Origin of the sequence: Fundicoccus sp. Sow4_F4, from assembly GCF_052116145.1 — a bacterium.
Taxonomy (GTDB): Bacteria; Bacillota; Bacilli; order Lactobacillales; family Aerococcaceae; genus Fundicoccus.
Map to the genome: position 1 here is coordinate 113628 of NZ_JBQKLQ010000007.1, position 18729 is coordinate 132356.

The following is an 18729-nucleotide window of genomic DNA, read 5'->3' on the forward strand; positions in this document are numbered from 1 at the left end:
TACTCTTATAAAGTGTGACTTAGTCATCAAATAGCGCTTTTTCATCAATTTGATTAATTTCAGCTGCTACTTGACCATCGCTAAATTGAATGGACAGGTCCATTCCAACTTCTAATTGCTTTACACTACGGACTAATTCACCCTTATGTTCAACTAGAGCATAGCCACGAGACATGCTCTTTAATGGGCTATATGCATCTAGTAAATGCACTTGATGTTTTAGCGATTGATTCTTTGTTTGCATCAATTGTTTAATCTGTTGTTTCAATTGTAATGTTAAATGATCATTGACCTGTTGTAGTTGTTTTAAGCGTTGTTTAGGATGTTGACTATTTAGACCTTGCATCAAATAATTTAAGCGATAATTCAATTGCTCAAAGTATCTTTCTTGATAAGTATCCAAGCGTTGCATACTAATATCCAATTGTTGCATATAAGCTTGATATAAGCGGTCCGGTTGTTTTAACACATAAGACTCACTTGATCGCTCTAATTGCTTTCGCAATAAGTTCATCTTTTGACTAATTGCTAAAATTAATCGTTGTTGTGAGTTTAATATCCGATCTAATAAATCAGTTAAAACAGGTACCGCTAATTCCGCCGCTGCGGTTGGTGTTGCCGCTCGCATATCCGCGACTAAGTCGGCTAATGTTGTGTCTGTCTCATGCCCAACAGATGAAATTACGGGCAATCGACAAGCAATTATCGCTTGAGCTACAGCTTCTTCATTGAAACACCATAAATCTTCAATTGAACCGCCACCTCTTGCTAGAATAACGGTATCAAAGTTCGCTACGTGTTGGTCCACTTTATTAAAGGCAGCTACAATTTCTCCAGCAGCCTCTTTTCCTTGAACGCGCGTTGGAAACACTGTGACATCAACAATAGGGAATCGCCTTTGAATCGTCGTTAGAATATCTCGAATAACTGCCCCTGTCGGACTGGTAATCACCGCTATCTTCTTTGGAAATACAGGCACTGTTTTTTTAGGTAGATCGAATAAGCCGGCTTCTTTGAACTTTCGCTTTAATTGTTCTAGTGCCTGGTACAATGCGCCTACTCCATCTGGCTCCATAGAGTCGATGGTGATTTGGTACTGGCCAGTTGGTTCATAAAGTGTAATCCGTCCAACTGCTAATACCTTCATTCCTTCTTCCATTTTAAAAGGGATTTTATTAAAAGCGCCCTTATACATCACGGCACTAATTCGTGCTTTATCATCTTTTAAATTAAAATACTGATGTCCATTGGGACGAAATCGATAGTTGGAGATTTCTCCTATCACCCAAACGCGTTGGAGATATGGATCCACATCGAACTTTCTCTTTAAGTAACTCGTTAATGCTTGGACACTCAAATATTGCTGCTGAGTGATTGTTTCTGACATTTAATCACGTCCTAAATATTCTGCTGGGTTCAAATTATGTTGGAGACACGCACACAATATTGTTTGTTCCATCAGCATTGCAACCGTCATTGGTCCTACTCCACCAGGAACAGGTGTGATAGCACTAACTTTATCGAATACTTCATCATAATTTACGTCTCCAGATAATTTACCATTGGGTAATCGGTTGATACCCACGTCGATCACGACAGCACCTTCCTTTAAATGGTCGGCAGTTATTGTACCGGCACGTCCAACAGCTGAAATCACAATATCCGCATTTCGCGTATGGGCTTTTAAATCTGCTGTGCGCGTGTGACAGACTGTGACAGTCCCGTTTAAATGGGTTAATAACAAAGATAATGGAAGACCTACAATCTGACTACGCCCTACAATTGTAATGTTCTTTCCTTCTGGATTAATTTGGTAATGCTCTAATAAATTGATAATACCTTTGGGAGTACAAGCCACTACAGTCGCATCGTTGCCAACTAATTTCCCAACATTGTAAGGATGGAAGCCATCGACGTCTTTACTAGGTAAAATTTCTTCTTTAACTTTTTTTTCACTTAGGTGTTTTGGTAATGGAAATTGAACAATCATTCCGGAAACCGCATCATCGTTATTCAACTTTTCTATTTGTTCTGACAGAGTCGCTTGAGTAATATCTTCTGGTAAAGTAATCCAGTCAAATTCCATTCCGATTTGAATCGCTTTACGTTGCTTTTGACCGACATACACTTTGCTTGCTTCATCTTCACCTACGGTTACTACGACAAGTTTAGGCACGACATTAACTTTAGCTAGCTTTGCCACCACTGTTTTATATTCAGTTGTTAACTCTTTTGAACGTAATTTACCATCAATAATTGTTGTCATAAACATCCTCCTTGAAATACACGTTAGTCCTATTTTAACATAGTTTCTATCATGAAACTATTCAACAACTCCCGTATTTATAACTGTTTATTCCATCATTCGCCATCTTATCAAAAGACAAGAAAAAGCCTAGTAATAGACTAGGCTTTTATCAAACATCTAATATAAAGGCTTATTCTGCGCCTTCTTCTGGTGTAGTTTCTTCTAACGTTGTGTTTTCTTCTGGTGTTTCTTCAGAAGGTGTTTCCTCACTTAAACTATCCTCTTCGCTTGATGGTTCTTGTGAAACCTCTGACTCAATCACTTCTTCTAGTGATTCTTCATTTGTTTCTCCAGTCGTTTCTTCGCCTATTTCCTCAGTTACTTCCTCTTCAGGAGCGATATAACCTGGAATCATAAAATCAGCTGGAATCTCTTGTTGGGCGTATTGATTCTCTACTTGAACACCATATACTGATGCAAAGTCAAAAGTAGCAGGTAAAGTTGTTGCTGTACCTAATATTTCATCATATTGAACAATACTGTTGTTTGTTAAATTAAATTCAACATCTGCCATCATTGTCATATGGCTCACAGCATCCCAACGAACAAAGAAGTTAATAAACTCATTCGCTTGAGTCATTTCTGCATAACTAAATACTTCTGGTGCTAAACCAGTTGCGTTTGCAATACGTTGGACAATCTCAGCTAAGATTGGATTTTGAGCACGTAAGCCGTCTGCAGAATTAAGTTGACTTAACCAGTGGTCTTTCAACGTCACATATTCAATACCAGCTGCTGCCGCTGCTGATTCACGTTCGGCATCAGTATTCGCTGCATATTGATAAGCTAAAGTTCTTAACTGGTTTAAGGCATCTAATTCTGTTGGTGTTAAGCTTGGTGTTAAAGCTTCAAAGATAAATGTGTGTGAATACAGAGTATCAATTGTTTCACCCGCTTCAACTAAATCATAGAAATGATTATAAAATGCTTGAATTGCTGGATGGTAGACTGTTTCATCACTAAAGTCTGCTCTTTCAGCTGCTAATAAATCAGTTGCAGCTACAGCTCCTTCTTGATTTGATAAAATTTGAGACCAAGATTGACCGGCAGTGTTCGCTTGTGTGTTTTGAAGTTGTTCAACAACATCCGTATCTTGTGCTTGATCAGTTGTTGCGAACTCTGATGCCCAGTTTGAAATTTGAGCGATTACTTCTGGTGAAACGTTAATTTCTGTATTATTTACAGTTGTAGAATTATCCACATTTGTACTATTATCCACATTGTTTACAGTATTATTGATTGTATTTTGAACAATTTGGATAATTTTTTCTTCAGATAATAGCTCTCCAGAATTTTCAGTGGTTTCAATAATAATCTGTTGTTTAATATCTGAAGAAATTTGATTCGCTTGATCATCCGTTAATTCTGTTTCTTCTTGAACTTGTTGGATGATTTGAATTTCCTTTTCAGCTACTTGAATTGACTGTTGGTTTAGTTTAACACCAGACTGTTCTAGTAATGCATAAACTCCGGCTAAAGCACCTTCACCCGTAACAGGGCTCACGGTACCAATTTTAACAAGTACGTTTTTAGCGCCAGCTGTGATTGCTGCGTTCTGATACGTTGCTGGGGTTACCAAAGTGATATTCTGTGGCGTAACGATTTGGACTTGTACACCATACCCCTCACTTTGAGACTCGATAAAAGCACTTGAATACACAACAGTTCCTGGACCAGATCCATCCTGTAAAAAGCGATTAATGACAGTTCCATCGACATAAACAGTGTTCGTTGGTGTAACATCAGACGCACCTAATAATTGAATCGTTTGTTGTTGTTGTTCGGCTGATAAAGATGCTCCTAAAGATAATAAACGTTGGCTTTCCGTTTGACTAATCGCTTGGACATAATTGCTTGAACCTACTAAACTCGGAACAGTTACGGGAGCAAGGGCTAACGACGCTAGAAGAGCCGCTCCAATCTTAAAACTTTTTTTCATATATTCCACTCCTATTGATAGCTTGATTTGAATTTTACAGTTCTCAAATATCATTATAACAAAATATTGAGAATTATTTATTACGTATTGATTGAAATCGTGTAACTAATTTTTAGATGAGTGCAGTAACACGAACCTCGTCATAGATACGAACTAAGAATTTATTTAGTAGCTTTGGGGTTTATTTAGTCAAACTATGACGACTAAATACATTGTAAGATGTTTACCGAATCTCGACAAGCTACTTTCTAATTCTTCATAATTAAACAAAGAAAAACCCAAAAAAAGAAGAATATTCTTCACATATTTTGGGTTTACTCTTTATTATGCGTGGTTATCTAATACTTTAGCAAGAACACCACTGATGAAATTACGTGATTTATCATCACTAAAGGATTTACTTAATTCAATCGCTTCATTGACCGCCACCGTATTGGGTACACGTGTGTTGTCCACGAATAAAATTTCATAAAATGCAATTCTTAAAATTGTTAAATCAATTTTCGCAATGCGAGAAATTGTCCAATCCGTTAAATAGTTGCTTATTTGTTGATCAAGTGTTTCTTGCTGAGCAAGCACACCTTCCACTATTTCACGTAAATAGGCATCGATTCTTCCTTGATAGCCCTCTTCAGGGTCATTACCTGCCAACAGAGCAAATTCCAACGCACTTTCAGTGGTTGTCTCTTCTTGTGGCTCAATTAATTGGAACAACGTCTGCACAGCTTTTTCACGGACAATATGTCTCGATAATTTATTATTCAAACACTTCACCATCTTCTAATTCAGTTTCTTCATCAAGATGCAAATAGTCGTGATTAGAAGTCGGTTCAGTTTCAATTGAGACTACATGAACGTTAACTTCTTGCACTACTAGATCAGTCATAAATAAGATTTGTTCTTTAACTTTTTCTTGAACTTTAATTGCCACATCTGGCACTGAAAATCCATAATTCAAACGAATCTCAGTATCAATTGCAATGGCATTGTTTTCACGACGTACTTTAACACCGATTCGATCGCGATTGCGCGTCATAAAGCCTCCGATTTCGTTCTGTACACTTGCGTGTAGTTTATGAACACCTTCAACTTCACTTGCAGCTTTAGCAGCAATACTTTCCAATACGCCTGTTGTAATATTGATTTCTCCTAAATTTAAAGAAACACCTGTTTGTTTAGACATGTTCTTCGCCTCCTTTTCATACAATTTAGTATCGTGTATATTTTAGCGGAAAATCCACCCAGTTACTATAGGATAATTAAATGTTTTGGACTTTTGTTCAGACTTTCAACCCCATCCACCTGCACAAGTAAGTCATTTTCGATCCGTACGCCACCTAATCCTGGGATATAAATTCCTGGTTCGTTAGTAATAACATTTCCAACTTGAACAGCTTCTTCGTTTTTAAATGAGATGGCTGGTAATTCATGAACATCTAAGCCAAGACCATGACCAGTACTATGTCCAAAATAGTCACCATAACCTTTTTCTGTAATGTAATCACGTGCTAAGGCATCGATTTCTTTACCCGTCATTCCCGCCTTTGCTCCGCGGTTTACGCGTTCATGTGCTTCTAAAACAATGTGATAAATCTTTTCTAATTCTGGATCCACACTTCCAATCGCAATTGTTCGAGTCATATCTGAACTATAACCCTTGTAATAACAACCCCAGTCTAAAGTAATCATATCACCATCTTCAATGACTTTATCTGACGCCACACCATGAGGCATAGATGAACGAACACCACTGGCAACAATTGTATCGAAAGACATTGCTGAAGCTCCTTTTCCTTTGAGGAAAGCTTCCAATTCATTAGCTACTTCAAGCTCTGTGACACCAGGTTTGATGAATTTAAGGATATGTTCAAAGGATTGATCCGTAATGTCACACGCTTCTTTAATCAATGCAATTTCAGAAGGCTCTTTAATTTCTCGGATTTTTTCTACTAATCCTTTTGTCTCCACAATTTCAGCAGAAAATAATTCTTTAATGTGTAAGTAAGTTGTGACGTTCATTTGATTGGCCTCAATCGCCAGTTTTTTTACATTATTCGCAATCAAAACATCATTCACTTCTGCCATGATTGGCTGCTTATGAATCCTAACGGTATAACCAACTGCTTGCTGCGCTGCTTGTTCGTTATAACGAAAATCAGTGATGAAATAAGCTTCATTTTGAGTGATGACTGCAACGCCTGCACTCCCTGTAAAATTTGCCAAATAACGTAAGTTAACAGTTTCTGTAACTAATAAGGCATCCACATTTAGTTCTGTTAGTTTATTTCTAACTTTATCAATTCTAGACATAATACATCCTTCTTTCTATTCATTCTCGACTAGTATACCAAATTTCAAGCTTTTTACGAAATATTTCAACAGCAAGCTTTGAAATTCATCAAAAAAAACAGCCCTTACTCTCGCTTGGGCTATTATGGATTAAAAGTTAGGTGTTTTTAAATCATGCACATGATTACGAGTGTTCAATTTTTTAGCTAGATAGGGTGTGATAATGCTTGTTAAAACGACACCAAAAGCAATTTGAGCTGTTGCTGATGCAACAAAAGGTTGAATGGATGGATTTGATTGAGCGATTAAAGTTGGTACTGAGACCGACATCCCAGCAATGGAACTAATCGCTAGAGAAGAAATTCCATCTTTTTTTAATAATTTCATTTCAACATAAAGTAGAATAGGTAACATCAATATATAGAAGATAATTGTGATAATGACACCTTGAACCCCAGATTGAACGGCATTAATTAAGTTGATATTTGCACCAAAACTCCAGCCCATGAATGGAGTTAAAACTGAAACACCTGGTGCCAGGAACTTTGCCATATTCTCATCTAAATTCCCAACTAGCATTCCTAGTAAGATTGGAATTAGAGTTGAAAGAATTGGCATCCAATCAATGGCAGTTGCTTGTGATAGTCCAAATATCAGCATCGGATAAGCTGGAACACATAATAAACCAACTAAGCCAAAAGCAGAGACATCATCTGGTGTTCCCATCTCATCCTCTAAAGCTAGATATAAAGATGGGTTGGTACTACAGATAGTTGCGATAAAGGCAACCGCACTGATTCCTAAAAATCCTGATTGACCAAATAATTGGATAAATACAATACTTGCTATCACACAAATAATTATTTTTGTTAATAAGAGAACTCCCTGTTTTTTTAACACTTTACCAATTCGGTGAATGTTTAGCCCGGCTCCTGAACAAAAACACGTCACACCAATAACATAGTTTAAACCATCCGTTGTGAACATCGCTTGAGTCATACCACCGATTCTAAATAAGTTAGGTGCGAAAGTATAAAAAATTGCACTTAACAGCATTGGAACTAGTAATAGTCCACCTGGAAACTTTTTCATAAAATTAAACACGGAACAACCTTCTTTCGTTTTATGGACTCATACTTTCTCATATTTATTTGTCATTGTGTATAGTCATTTCATATTAAATCATTCTTTTGTTTGAGCAATTGAGACAACATACTTTTCAGTCTTTTTGTAAATTAGTTTTGGCTGTATGTCATAAGGTCCCTATTCGGCCTGGAGTGTAACTATCTAGAGGGAAAAAGCACTCATTCTTGTAAGGATACAAAAAGGAGTGCTTCTATAATTAATCTACTTTAGCTGAGCGCTTGCGCACACCTTTGTTTACATCAAGTAAAACTGGTAGAATCATTGGATTTCGTTCTGTTTTTTCATAAATCAATGGTTGAATTTGTTCAAAAATCAAGTCACGAATGAGTCGCTCAGTGACATTATTTCCATTTTCGTTCAAGCCACGGTTAATGATCGAACGTAAATTGTTTTGTAAGTCGTGAATTAAATCACCGGACTCACGCATATAAATGAAGCCACGTGACATTATGTCTGGACCACTGACCAGTTGCTTGTTCTCGTAATCGATTGTCGCTGTTACAATTACTAAGCCTTCTTCTGAAAGACTTTTACGGTCACGTAATACAATGCTACCGATGTCGCCAATTCCGCTTCCGTCAACATAGATATCATTTGCAGGGAATCGTCCGGCTAATCGAGCAGTTTCAGCTGTTAAAGCTAATACTTGACCATTCTCCATGATATAACAGTTATCTCGTGGAATCCCTGTTCTTTGAGCTAATTCGGTATGAATACTTAACATACGGTATTCACCGTGGACTGGAATAAAGAATTTAGGTTTCATTAATCTTAACATTAATAATTGTTCTTGTTGACCACCGTGTCCTGACGTATGGATGTTATTAAATTTACCATGAATAACATTTGCTCCAGCTTCAGTTAATTGATTGATAACACGGTTGACACTAATCGTGTTACCAGGGATTGGTGAACTCGAAAAGATGACAGTATCTTCTGGTTGTAATTGGATTTGACGGTGTGAACCTGCTGCAATTCGGCTAAGGGCGGCCATAGGTTCACCTTGCGATCCAGTACACAGAATAATCATTTGATCTGCAGGATGTTGATTCAGATCGCGATTGTCGATAATAACTTCGTTATTTTCATCTTGAATATAACCTAATTCACGACCAGTTTTTATAGCATTCTCCATACTTCTACCGAATACAGCAACTTTACGCCCAGTATCTTTAGCAGTTTGAATCACTTGTTGGAGACGTGACACGTTTGATGCGAATGTAGCAAAAATTACACGGCCAGAGACCCGTTGGATAATGTTCTTAATTGATTGTCCAACGATTTGTTCTGACTTAGTAAAGGTTGGAATTTCTGAGTTTGTACTATCACTAAGTAAAGCGAGTACGCCCTCTTCACCAATACGAGCCATTCGGTGTAAGTCCGCTGGTTCACCTACTGGTGTAAAATCAAACTTAAAGTCACCTGTGAAGACAATGTTGCCTGGAGGAGTTTTTACAACCACCCCATATGCTTCTGGAATACTGTGAGTGGTACGATAGAAACTCACACTAGTTTTTCTAAAACGAATAACTGAATTTTCATCGATTTCAGTAATGTTCGCATCTCTCAACAAACCACGTTCATGTAATTTATTTCGAATTAAAGCACTAGCTAACTTGCCAGCATAAATCGGAACGTTAAATTGTTGAAGTAAGAATGGGATTCCCCCAATGTGGTCTTCGTGTCCGTGACTAATTATCAAAGCTTTCACTTTATGACGATTTTGTAAGATGTATTGATAATCAGGAATCACATAGTCGATTCCTAACAATTCATCTTCCGGAAACATAACACCACTATCTAATAAGATTATCTCATCTTGAAATTGAACGCCATACATGTTCTTTCCAATTTCATTTAAACCTCCAACAGCGAAGACTCCAGCCTCGTTGTTTTTTATATTAACAGACATGGTTAATACTCCACAACGTTAAAATCCGGATTATTTTCGCGCTCATATTCTAGGTGAGCACCTGAAACTTCTTGGACTAATTCAATATTGTATGGTGTATTGTTAGCCAATTTCTCTCTTGCTTCTATCAGACTATCCGCCTCTAAAAACATCGATTTTGTTTTCTCGCGATTTGGAATTTGTAATTTGCTTTCTTGGTATATAACTTTAAATATCATTTGTATATTTAACTCCTTTTATTTATTTTCAACTGAGTGTTGAGCGTTAGCCACTCTTAGCCTCTTTCATTTTAGCATACTTTATTTTTCAAGTATACCAACTGACACTTTTGAAAAGGTATTCATTAATTTAACGAAAACTTAAACAATTAAAAAGCATAAATTGACTTAAAATACGTATTTATATATGACGAGTCTTTTGTCAATATATTTTTGAAAGGGTGATGTACTAATGATTGAACAAGACGCTCAAGAGTTAATCAAAAGCTGCCGTTAATATTGGGGTTTCAGATATCCATTTGTTGCCCATCAACACTGATGTCTACTGTATCTATTTTCGAATTAATGGAAAGTTAGAAAAGTATCAAACACAGCCAATTGAGTGGGGAAAGCGTTTAATTAGCTATTTTAAATTTCTCGCCAATATGGATGTGGGTGAAAAACGAAAACCACAATCTGGTGCGAGTCATCTACAAGTGGATAGTAGTCCAGTCGAATTAAGATTTTCAACTATTACAAATGTTCTGCTTTTGGAATCGCTTGTTATTCGTGTCATTCGACAACAATTGAAAAGTAGTCATGCAATTCAAACTTACTTTCCACAAGATATCACACTCCTGCGCTCCTTATTAAAAAGAAAAAGTGGTCTCGTTTTATTTTCAGGGCCTGTCGGGTCTGGAAAAACTACTACCATTTATCAATTACTCAGAGAAAGAATGTCTCAAGAAACCGTCCAAATCATTACGATGGAAGATCCGGTTGAAATTTATGAAGCAAACTTCCTTCAAACGGAAGTCAATGAATTAGCGGGAATTTCCTATGATGTCTTAATTAAATCATCTTTACGTCACCACCCCGATATCTTAATGATTGGTGAGATTCGTGATGAAGAGACGGCTCGAATGGCAATTCGCGGTGCTTTAACAGGTCATTTGATGATTGCGACGATTCATGCTAAAGATACTTTAGGAGTCATTGCCCGTTTACAGGAATTACAAGTGACATCTGAACAACTCAAGCAAACTTTAATTGGTGTCGTTTCCCAACGACTTGTCCCGCGCTATTGTTACCAATGCCAAGGTGATTGTCGTCCACAATGTAGCCTGTCGCCCTTAGGTACAAAAAGAGCCGCTCTGTTAGAGATTATGTCTGGTCAAGTATTAAAGGAAGTCTTGACTTTCAACGAGGCGCCTCAACACTTGGTCAATTTAAATCAAAAACTTAGAAAGGCGTGGGCATGTGGCTACATCAACGAAAAAACCTATACTCAGTTCGAAGTTATTTAACCATAAACTCAAACGTCTAAACGCTAAACAACGCGCCTATTTGTTAATCACTTTAGCGGATATGCTTGAGGAAGGTTTTTCAATCAACCAAAGTTTGGTCTTCATGAAATTGTTAATGAAACCTCAAGCAGGCCAGATTGAGTCTATCATTATCCAGCTTCAGCAAGGCCAATCCTTCGAGAGGAGTATTCAAGAACTTGGTTATTCAGTCTCTACTGTTGCTCAATTATTCTACGCACAAAGGCAAGGGCGTTTCATAGAAGCCCTACGGGCCACAGCCATGCAGATGCAACAAGTACAGAATTACCAACAAAAGATTATCAAAGTCATCACATATCCCCTAATAATGGGTAGTTTTTTAATCGCCATGATGTTTGGCATGCGAATTTTATTGCTTCCTCACATCATGAGTTTTATCTCCCAAGAAACGTATGATAGCAATGTTCTAGTGCGTTTATTGGTAATGTTCTTTAATTATCTGCCACAGATTAGTTTGTTTTTACTTTCTAGTAATTTGATTATATATTTATGTATCGATTTCTATTTACTGCGTTTAGATTACTTAGATCGTTACCGATTACTACTCCGTTTTCCCTTTTTAAGTTACTGGGTAAGAAGTTACTGTTCCTATAAATTATCTAAAGAACTCGGATATTTTTTTGAAGGCGGTTATTCCTTATTACAAACAGTTGAAGTCTTAACTTTATATCCAATTGACCCTTTTCTTACAGAAATTGCTGAACGATTAAAATATGGTTTAGTACAAGGGGAGCCATTAGTTGAGATTATCAAAGACATGAATCTCTTTTCTATAGAATTGCCAATGGTTATTTATCAAGGAGAACTGACCAGTCAAACTGCTCAAAAATGTAAAGTTTATTCTGATAAACTCTTTCACGATTTAATGGAAGATGTTGCAAAGAAAATAGGTTACATCCAACCGTTCCTGTTTCTCGTCATTGCGATACTTATTCTAGGCATGTACTTAACGATTATGCTCCCTATGTTAACAATGGAATTTTAATACGGAGGTTCTTATGAAGAAAAATAATGTTCCAAAAAGAAAAAAAGGTTTTACATTAATTGAAATGCTGATTGTGTTAGTCGTGGTAGCATTATTAATGGCGATCATCATACCTAATGTCGCGGGCCAAAGAACAAGGATTGACAAACAAGCTACCCAAAACATCGCAGAGATCCTTGAAACTCAAGCCAACACTTACCTACTTGTTGAAGATGATGCAGAGGTCACTTTAGGTGAATTAATCAGTGAAGGCTACATTACAAGTAAGCAAGCCACAGAAGCTGGAAATTTACTAAATTTTACAGAAGATTCGGTGATCACATTGCCTATCGAAATTCCTAGCGAGTAATTAACTGCTTATGCGTACGCAAGCTAAGATGGGCTTTACTTTAGCAGAAGCTTTAGTAGTCTTGCTTGTTATTTCTTTCTGCATGAGTGTTTTAGCCTACATTCCGTCAAATGAAATGCTTGAAAAAATTGAATCTCGACTCTTTTTTAATCAAGTATTAGCTGGCTTAAACCTCGCACAGGAAGTAAGTATCTTGCAAGAAACCCAAGTCTATGTTCGTTTTTGGCAAACTTTACCTTTCGTTCAATTTCAAATTGTTGGTCATGATACTCCCATTCAAGAAGTCAGTATTCCAGATTGTTGGCGTATTGAACAATCTTTACAATTCACACATTTTCCAGATGGTCGCACCAATCAATTTGGTACCGTCGTTTTCGTCCACCGCGATGGCCACCGTGCCGAGTTGGTCTTTCAGTTAGGAAGTGGAAAGTATGAGTTACGTCAATAAAAAAGGCTTTACTTTTATAGAATCACTCGTTGGTTTGAGCCTCTTTAGCTTAATTCTAATGTTATATTTACCTGCTTTTTATCTAGAATTATCGAGAGTTTCAACTTTACAAAGAGAAACACAACACTGGCAAATATTCCATGAATTAGTCAGTTTAAGATTGGATCCAAAGGTTACTGACGAACAATTTGAACTCGCTAAACATTCCATAGCAACCAAACGTTCTTACATAGTCAACGCTTTCGATTGCCAAGCTCATCAATGCTTTATTCAATTTTCAGATGGAGAAGTCTATGATGTTATTCTCGAAGAAATTAGCCCGTCAGCCGCCTCTTAAGCCAATTTACACCCATAAGAATGCTTTTACTCTTCTCGAGGCATTACTCGCTCTGTTAGTCTTTGCCATCATCATGCATAGTCTATCGATGGCAGTTACTCATTATTATCAGATTGAAGAAACGTTTAGAACAGATAAAGGACTGGAGTTTCAGCTATTCACTAAAATTATTTCTTTAGAAATAGATAATTATCAATTTATTAGTGCATCACCAGAAACCATCATTTTGACTGATAAGACTAAGCAATTCACCATCATCCATTCTAATCAAAAAATATACAAAACACCCGGTCATCAACCTTATCTCTATGATGTGCAGCAATGGCATTTAAATTGGTCTGACCCGATATTAACCATAACAGTTGCTTTCACAAATCAACAACAATATACCACTCAATTAATAATTGACTAAAACTTAAGGGAGCTTCAAATGAGCAAAAGAGCCTTTATCGTCCGAAATTTATCCTCTTTATTTCCGAATCAAAAAGGCATTGTATTGCCCGTAGTTATGGTTTTTATGGTACTCAGTCAAACTGTCTATTGGGGTGTGTTACATTTGAATCAAATAAATAGTCAACAATATAAACAATTTCAGGCTTACTACCAAGCTGAAATTCAAAATAGTATGGTTGATCATTTGTTAATTGATGATGACTCAGTATTTGCTTTGACTTTAGAAAATCAATTGTTTGATCACTTACTAAAGCAACACGACTTAATGGTTAAAAATCTTGCTATCGAAAGCTGGTTGCTTGAAAAGCCGCAAGTTGGCCTTGCTCGCTTATCATCTGCTGTCGATAGAGAACGCCTTTTTCTCTATCGACAGCTAGTATATCTAGATCAAGAACAATTAGATTATTGCTTACTCTTTCAGGATATTGAATGCTTTGGCCAATTGAATTCCAATGGTACGTATGACCCGAAAAGTTTTAACCTGGCCTTTGTGAACACCGATACTTTTGATAGCTTACAGGCCCAATTAGTAGACGATGGCTTTGTTTTAAACCACACCTTAAAACGTAACTTTCTCGACGCTTTGGCCAATAGTGATTTTTCTGAGATAAATTTTAAATTTAATTTAGGGTATGTGTCAATTTTCCAACTAAGTGACTTGACCTATCAATATACAACACAACTTAAACACATTGATTATTCTGTTACTAAAAGAAAACCAATTCGTACCACTCAATACTTACTAATCTGGCAAGGATACATTTATGAGCGCGCCTCCCCCGTGAATAAATAAAAGCTTGTTCAAATAGTAGGGTCAATTTCTATTCTTTATGTTAAATATATTTTTTCATAAAAAAGGTGCGACTGGCTCCTAAGTCGCACCTTCATATTTTTTGATTTTTAATCCTAGTTTTTTTACCCTTTCGTACTGGCTGAAGTATTCATCCCTTCGATAAAATAGCGTTGCAAGTCGAAAAATAGAACTACCACAGGTATTAAGACGATTAAAGAACCAGCCATCATATAATTCCACTGTGTAGCAACTTGATCTTTAAACACTTTCAAACCAATCTGTAACGTGTAGAGTGATTCATCATTTAAGTATAATAGCCGCCCCATAAAATCATTCCATGCGCCATTAAAACTGAATACCGCAATCGTTGCTAATGCTGGTGTTGAAAGAGGCAAAATAATAGTAAACCAGATATAAAGATGTCCGGCACCATCTATTTTAGCAGCTTCATATAAGTCAGGTGAAATCCCTTGAAGACTAGCAAGATAAAGTAACATTGAGCCACCAACTCTCCATATGTTGATAAAGATTAGAGCTGACTTAGTCCAATCAGGATCAAATAGCCAGGCTGGACCAGTGATGCCAGACTAAGAAAGCGCAATATTTATTAACCCCGTTTGCGGACTCAACAATTGCATCCATAAGAAATAGACTCCTACTCCGGAAAGAATCGAAGGAAGGTAATATATCGTTCTAAAAATCGAATGCCTAGTATTTTTTGATTCATTAGTAAAGCTATGCCAACAGCACCAACTATTGTCAATGGAACAGAGATTGCCACATAAAAGAGTGTATTACCTAAGGAAATCCAAAAAAAGTGGCTCATTATTAAACATCCTACGATAATTATCAAAACCAATAAAGTCTATCTGTGATGTCATATCATAATTAGAAAAACTTCAAACAATGAAAATAATAAAGGTCTCAAAGTGAATACAACTAAACCAATTAACAATGGAGCAATAAAAAAGATAACCCTGCAGCCCTTCTCTTCTATAAGCCTTAGACAATTTTTTTCGTTCAGTATTTTTATTTCTTTTTCTAAAGGGTTTCTCATTAGCCATCTCAAAGCCTCCTTTATTTTAATTGAATCGAGTAAATGGTGGTCTCAATTGGATATCATATGGACTGATCAAGCGAAATACTCACCAAATTTAAAACAATTAAGTTTTAAATTAATATTGTGTTAAGAATAGTTACGATGATGTTCTACACTTACGTGTAAATTATTAAAAATTTATTTATAGTATATTTTGACAATTCATAAAGAAGCAGAGACATTGATTGTCTCTGCTTCTTTATTGGTTATTGTATTTAATATCTTCCTCTATCACGCATCGCACGATCAATGTCACGCTTTGCTTGTTGATCTTTGAGTGCATGACGTTTATCATGCTTGTCTTTACCTTTTGCTAAACCAAGTAAAACCTTAGCGCGTCCACGAACTAAATAAACTTTTAACGGAACGATTGTCATTCGGTTCAACTTGACCTGCGATTGAAGGTCTGAGATTTGCTTTTTATGCATCAGTAGCTTGCGGTCTCTCAATGGATCATGATTAAATATATTTCCAAAATCGTATGGACTGATGTGAACATTCTTCAACCAGGCTTCTCCCCTATAAATAGTGATATAACCATCTTGAATGTTAATTTTACCATCTCGAATTGCTTTAATTTCAGTACCTCTAAGCACTAAGCCAGCTTCATAAGTGTCAATGATATGATAGTCGTGTCGAGCTTTACGGTTTTGTGCCAAAGGCTTATCGTGGGTCTTAGCCATCGTTTTCACCTCGTCTACTCTCTATTTACTACGCTTGCGAATGGTGAATTTATTTTTCCCCTTCGACTGATTGCTTTTGGATTTTCCTCTTGAATTCTTACTATTAGAACGCCCTTTACCATCCGCCACATTTTTCAGACCTTGACGGTTAGTGTTTGATTGACGTTTGTTTTTATCTTGAGTTCTAGCATTTTTGGCTTGACGTTTTTGACGATTTAATGCATCAATGTCAAGGCCTTCAACAGGCTCTGCTTCTAGAATATCAAAATCAATTTGACGTTCTTCGATATTCACAGATGTTACTTGTATCTTAACCTTCTGGCCAATTCGGTAAACTTTACCTGTTCTTTCACCAATCAGTAATAAATGTTGTTGGTTAAAGTTATAATAATCATCTGTTAGATTAGATAAGCGAACCAAGCCTTCCACTGTATTGGGTAATTGAATAAAGATACCAAATGATGTAATTGAACTAATCATTCCTTCAAATTCTTCTCCAACTTTATCCAACATGAATTCAGCTTTCTTCAGCGCATCTGTTGCTCTTTCAGCATCAACTGCTCGTCTTTCCATTTGAGAACTATGAATAGCGATTTCAGGCAGTTTTGCTTCTAAACGTTCTGACTCTTTTGGTGTTGGACGGCCTTTTATGTATTGATGAATTAGACGATGAACAATCAAGTCTGGGTATCGACGAATCGGTGACGTAAAGTGTGTATAGTCTTCTGCAGCTAAACCATAATGCCCACGTGGCTCTTCACTATACTTCGCTTGTTGCATACTTCTTAACATCATCGTCGAAACAACTTGTTCAAAGGGCTCTCCTTCAACACTTGATAAAGCTTCTTGTAATTGTTTCGGACTAATTGAAGCAGTGTCGCCTCTTAAAACAATCCCAAATGAAGTCACAAATTCAGCGAACCGATCCATTTTCTCTAAGTTCGGTTGTTCATGAATACGGTAGATAAACGGATAAGCTTTATTTGTAAATTCTTTTGCTACTGTTTCATTAGCGGCTAACATAAAGGATTCAATTAATCGCTCACCAATAAATCGTTCACGTAATTCAATGTCGATTGGGTTTCCATCTGAATCTACAATAATTTTAGCTTCTGGCGCATCAAAGTTTAAAGCCCCTCGTTCAGAACGCATGTCTTCAAGGATATGGTGTAACTCAGACATATCTTCTAACATAGGTACAATTTGCTGGTACTCTTCGCGTAAGTCGCTATTACCATCTAAAATATCATTTACATCAGAGTAAGTCATTCTGTAAGAAGAATTAATCACACTTGGATAAATAGAATGTTTCGTTACTTGTCCAGATGGATCTATCGTCATTACACAACTTAATGTCAAACGATCTTCATTTGGATGTAGGGAACAAATTCCATTTGATAATCTTTGCGGTAACATTGGTACAACACGGTCTGTTAGATAGACTGACGTCGCTCTTTCTAAAGCTTCTACGTCGATTGGGCTTCCTTGTGTAACATAATGAGAGACATCTGCAATATGTACACCAAGTTCGAAGCTACCATCCTCGTTTTTCTTTAAAGAAATCGCATCATCCAAGTCTTTCGCATCAGCGCCGTCAATTGTCATAATTAACTCATTTCGTAAGTCTTTACGCCCTTCAATAGCCGCTTCATCTATGACTTGTGGTACTGATTCTGCTGCTTCCTTTACCTCTTCTGGGAATTCACTTGGAATACCAAATTGATAAAGAATCGCGAGAATATCGACACCTGGAGCGTCTTTATGGCCGATTTCTTTAGCGACTAAACCTGTCATAACGTTTGGTCGCTCGCTTGTTGGGTAATCTTTAATTTTAACAATACAAATTGTATGATCCGCTGGATGGAGTCCATCTCCTAAAACATAAATACGAACTTCATCCGCATAGTCCCCGTTGGGTTTAACATACCCTAAGTAACCTGTTTCTTCTCTTTGAGTTTGATTATAAGCGAAAAACTCCCCTACTAATTGCGTTGCTGCACGTTCAGTTACTTTCTCTACTCTCGCTTCAGAACCTTTACCAGTTAATGGATCGACATGTTTAATAATACTTACTTCAACAGTATCTCCATCCATCGCTTCACCTACGTGTGAAGGTGGGACAAAAAAATCAGGTTGTTCATCATCATAATGAATAAAACCATAACCTTTACCATTCGATCTGAATGTTCCAGTCACTGTGTCCTCTCGAGAAATCACACGAAACTTTCCATTAGGCAATAATTGAATTTCGCTGACACGCTCTAAAAAAGCGAGCGCTTTAACTAATTTTTTATAATTCTTGGTGCCTTCGTAGTTTAATACTGATGATAAATCATTCACACTAAAACTTCGTTCTTCATTTTCTTTTAAAAAGGCTAATATTTTTTGTTCAAATTTAGATAAACTCATATTCAGCCTCCTCTCTATTTTTATTAATATTTTTTT

The 18729-nt window shown here is 36.8% G+C and carries 20 protein-coding genes; 7 read left to right on the forward strand and 13 right to left on the reverse strand.

All coding sequences use genetic code 11. The annotated features are described in order from the left end of the window. Positions 1-19 precede the first annotated feature (19 nt). The 9 genes from xseA to ACTQ5J_RS10810 form a co-directional block, all read right to left on the reverse strand. The gene (gene xseA / locus ACTQ5J_RS10770; protein ID WP_441752873.1) at positions 20-1387 is read right to left on the reverse strand and encodes an exodeoxyribonuclease VII large subunit; all 1368 of its coding nucleotides are present in this window, start codon (positions 1385-1387) and stop codon (positions 20-22) included. Continuing rightward, complete coding sequence (locus ACTQ5J_RS10775; protein ID WP_441752875.1) at positions 1388-2266, reverse strand: bifunctional 5,10-methylenetetrahydrofolate dehydrogenase/5,10-methenyltetrahydrofolate cyclohydrolase; 879 nt, start codon at positions 2264-2266, stop codon at positions 1388-1390. It abuts the gene before it with no gap. A 172-nt stretch (positions 2267-2438) separates the two neighbouring features. Continuing rightward, on the reverse strand, positions 2439-4247 hold the full coding sequence (locus ACTQ5J_RS10780; RefSeq protein ID WP_441752877.1) for a DUF1002 domain-containing protein: 1809 nt from the start codon (positions 4245-4247) through the stop codon (positions 2439-2441). A gap of 324 nt (positions 4248-4571) precedes the next feature. Further along, positions 4572-5012, reverse strand: coding sequence for a transcription antitermination factor NusB (gene nusB, locus ACTQ5J_RS10785; RefSeq protein ID WP_441752879.1), 441 nt, complete (start codon positions 5010-5012; stop codon positions 4572-4574). Beyond that, positions 5005-5430, reverse strand: coding sequence for an Asp23/Gls24 family envelope stress response protein (locus ACTQ5J_RS10790; protein ID WP_441752880.1), 426 nt, complete (start codon positions 5428-5430; stop codon positions 5005-5007). The genes nusB and ACTQ5J_RS10790 overlap by 8 nt, the downstream gene beginning before the upstream one ends. 65 nt (positions 5431-5495) lie before the next feature. After that, on the reverse strand, positions 5496-6557 hold the full coding sequence (locus ACTQ5J_RS10795) for a M24 family metallopeptidase (RefSeq protein ID WP_441752882.1): 1062 nt from the start codon (positions 6555-6557) through the stop codon (positions 5496-5498). Positions 6558-6686: 129 nt separating this feature from the next. Then, positions 6687-7640: a 2-keto-3-deoxygluconate permease gene (locus tag ACTQ5J_RS10800; protein WP_441752884.1), complete on the reverse strand. Its 954-nt coding sequence runs from the start codon at positions 7638-7640 to the stop codon at positions 6687-6689. A gap of 238 nt (positions 7641-7878) precedes the next feature. Next, positions 7879-9594 carry a ribonuclease J1 gene (rnjA, locus tag ACTQ5J_RS10805; protein WP_441752885.1) on the reverse strand — a complete coding sequence of 572 codons (1716 nt, stop codon included), beginning with the start codon at positions 9592-9594 and terminating at the stop codon, positions 7879-7881. Between the two features lie 2 nt (positions 9595-9596). Beyond that, positions 9597-9812 (reverse strand): DNA-directed RNA polymerase subunit epsilon, encoded by a 216-nt coding sequence (locus tag ACTQ5J_RS10810; RefSeq protein ID WP_441752887.1) that lies wholly within the window; start codon positions 9810-9812, stop codon positions 9597-9599. Between the two features lie 299 nt (positions 9813-10111). Between ACTQ5J_RS10810 and comGA the strand changes: the two genes are divergently transcribed. From comGA to ACTQ5J_RS10845, 7 genes are read left to right on the forward strand one after another with little or no spacing between them, the layout of a single operon-like run. After that, complete coding sequence (gene comGA / locus ACTQ5J_RS10815) at positions 10112-11098, forward strand: competence type IV pilus ATPase ComGA (RefSeq protein WP_441752889.1); 987 nt, start codon at positions 10112-10114, stop codon at positions 11096-11098. Next, positions 11052-12122: a competence type IV pilus assembly protein ComGB gene (comGB, locus tag ACTQ5J_RS10820; protein ID WP_441752891.1), complete on the forward strand. Its 1071-nt coding sequence runs from the start codon at positions 11052-11054 to the stop codon at positions 12120-12122. Before comGA ends, comGB begins: the two co-directional genes overlap by 47 nt. Before the next feature lie 13 nt (positions 12123-12135). Then, positions 12136-12471 (forward strand): competence type IV pilus major pilin ComGC, encoded by a 336-nt coding sequence (gene comGC, locus ACTQ5J_RS10825; protein ID WP_441752893.1) that lies wholly within the window; start codon positions 12136-12138, stop codon positions 12469-12471. 10 nt (positions 12472-12481) lie between these two features. Continuing rightward, positions 12482-12919, forward strand: a complete 438-nt coding sequence (gene comGD / locus ACTQ5J_RS10830) for a competence type IV pilus minor pilin ComGD (RefSeq protein WP_441752895.1) — start codon at positions 12482-12484, stop codon at positions 12917-12919. Then, the gene (locus tag ACTQ5J_RS10835) at positions 12903-13256 is read left to right on the forward strand and encodes a prepilin-type N-terminal cleavage/methylation domain-containing protein (RefSeq protein ID WP_441752897.1); all 354 of its coding nucleotides are present in this window, start codon (positions 12903-12905) and stop codon (positions 13254-13256) included. The genes comGD and ACTQ5J_RS10835 overlap by 17 nt, the downstream gene beginning before the upstream one ends. Further along, positions 13216-13668, forward strand: a complete 453-nt coding sequence (locus tag ACTQ5J_RS10840; protein ID WP_441752899.1) for a competence type IV pilus minor pilin ComGF — start codon at positions 13216-13218, stop codon at positions 13666-13668. Before ACTQ5J_RS10835 ends, ACTQ5J_RS10840 begins: the two co-directional genes overlap by 41 nt. Positions 13669-13686: 18 nt before the next feature. Further along, complete coding sequence (locus tag ACTQ5J_RS10845; RefSeq protein ID WP_441752901.1) at positions 13687-14502, forward strand: hypothetical protein; 816 nt, start codon at positions 13687-13689, stop codon at positions 14500-14502. A gap of 122 nt (positions 14503-14624) precedes the next feature. On the opposite strand, the gene ACTQ5J_RS10850 is transcribed toward ACTQ5J_RS10845, so the two are convergent. The 4 genes from ACTQ5J_RS10850 to rnr all read right to left on the reverse strand — a co-directional run bounded on the left by ACTQ5J_RS10850 (position 14625) and on the right by rnr (position 18693). Next, the gene (locus tag ACTQ5J_RS10850) at positions 14625-15083 is read right to left on the reverse strand and encodes a carbohydrate ABC transporter permease (protein WP_441752958.1); all 459 of its coding nucleotides are present in this window, start codon (positions 15081-15083) and stop codon (positions 14625-14627) included. Positions 15084-15401: 318 nt separating this feature from the next. Then, positions 15402-15566 (reverse strand): hypothetical protein, encoded by a 165-nt coding sequence (locus ACTQ5J_RS10855; protein ID WP_441752903.1) that lies wholly within the window; start codon positions 15564-15566, stop codon positions 15402-15404. A 250-nt stretch (positions 15567-15816) separates the two neighbouring features. Further along, on the reverse strand, positions 15817-16284 hold the full coding sequence (gene smpB / locus ACTQ5J_RS10860; RefSeq protein ID WP_441752905.1) for an SsrA-binding protein SmpB: 468 nt from the start codon (positions 16282-16284) through the stop codon (positions 15817-15819). 21 nt (positions 16285-16305) lie between these two features. Further along, complete coding sequence (gene rnr / locus ACTQ5J_RS10865; RefSeq protein WP_441752907.1) at positions 16306-18693, reverse strand: ribonuclease R; 2388 nt, start codon at positions 18691-18693, stop codon at positions 16306-16308. Between the last annotated feature and the right edge of the window lie 36 nt (positions 18694-18729).

Excerpts from the sequence above, each read along its gene's own strand:
- ACTQ5J_RS10790 (WP_441752880.1), bottom strand. The coding sequence starts at position 5,430 with ATGTCTAAACAAACAGGTGTTTCTTTAAATTTAGGAGAAATCAATATT.
- rnr (WP_441752907.1), bottom strand. The coding sequence starts at position 18,693 with ATGAGTTTATCTAAATTTGAACAAAAAATATTAGCCTTTTTAAAAGAA.
- ACTQ5J_RS10855 (WP_441752903.1), bottom strand. The coding sequence starts at position 15,566 with ATGGCTAATGAGAAACCCTTTAGAAAAAGAAATAAAAATACTGAACGA.
- comGC (WP_441752893.1), top strand. The coding sequence starts at position 12,136 with ATGAAGAAAAATAATGTTCCAAAAAGAAAAAAAGGTTTTACATTAATT.
- ACTQ5J_RS10775 (WP_441752875.1), bottom strand. The coding sequence starts at position 2,266 with ATGACAACAATTATTGATGGTAAATTACGTTCAAAAGAGTTAACAACT.
- smpB (WP_441752905.1), bottom strand. The coding sequence starts at position 16,284 with ATGGCTAAGACCCACGATAAGCCTTTGGCACAAAACCGTAAAGCTCGA.
- xseA (WP_441752873.1), bottom strand. The coding sequence starts at position 1,387 with ATGTCAGAAACAATCACTCAGCAGCAATATTTGAGTGTCCAAGCATTA.
- comGD (WP_441752895.1), top strand. The coding sequence starts at position 12,482 with ATGCGTACGCAAGCTAAGATGGGCTTTACTTTAGCAGAAGCTTTAGTA.
- ACTQ5J_RS10810 (WP_441752887.1), bottom strand. The coding sequence starts at position 9,812 with ATGATATTTAAAGTTATATACCAAGAAAGCAAATTACAAATTCCAAAT.
- ACTQ5J_RS10845 (WP_441752901.1), top strand. The coding sequence starts at position 13,687 with ATGAGCAAAAGAGCCTTTATCGTCCGAAATTTATCCTCTTTATTTCCG.
- ACTQ5J_RS10835 (WP_441752897.1), top strand. The coding sequence starts at position 12,903 with ATGAGTTACGTCAATAAAAAAGGCTTTACTTTTATAGAATCACTCGTT.
- ACTQ5J_RS10795 (WP_441752882.1), bottom strand. The coding sequence starts at position 6,557 with ATGTCTAGAATTGATAAAGTTAGAAATAAACTAACAGAACTAAATGTG.
- ACTQ5J_RS10840 (WP_441752899.1), top strand. The coding sequence starts at position 13,216 with ATGTTATTCTCGAAGAAATTAGCCCGTCAGCCGCCTCTTAAGCCAATT.
- rnjA (WP_441752885.1), bottom strand. The coding sequence starts at position 9,594 with ATGTCTGTTAATATAAAAAACAACGAGGCTGGAGTCTTCGCTGTTGGA.
- ACTQ5J_RS10780 (WP_441752877.1), bottom strand. The coding sequence starts at position 4,247 with ATGAAAAAAAGTTTTAAGATTGGAGCGGCTCTTCTAGCGTCGTTAGCC.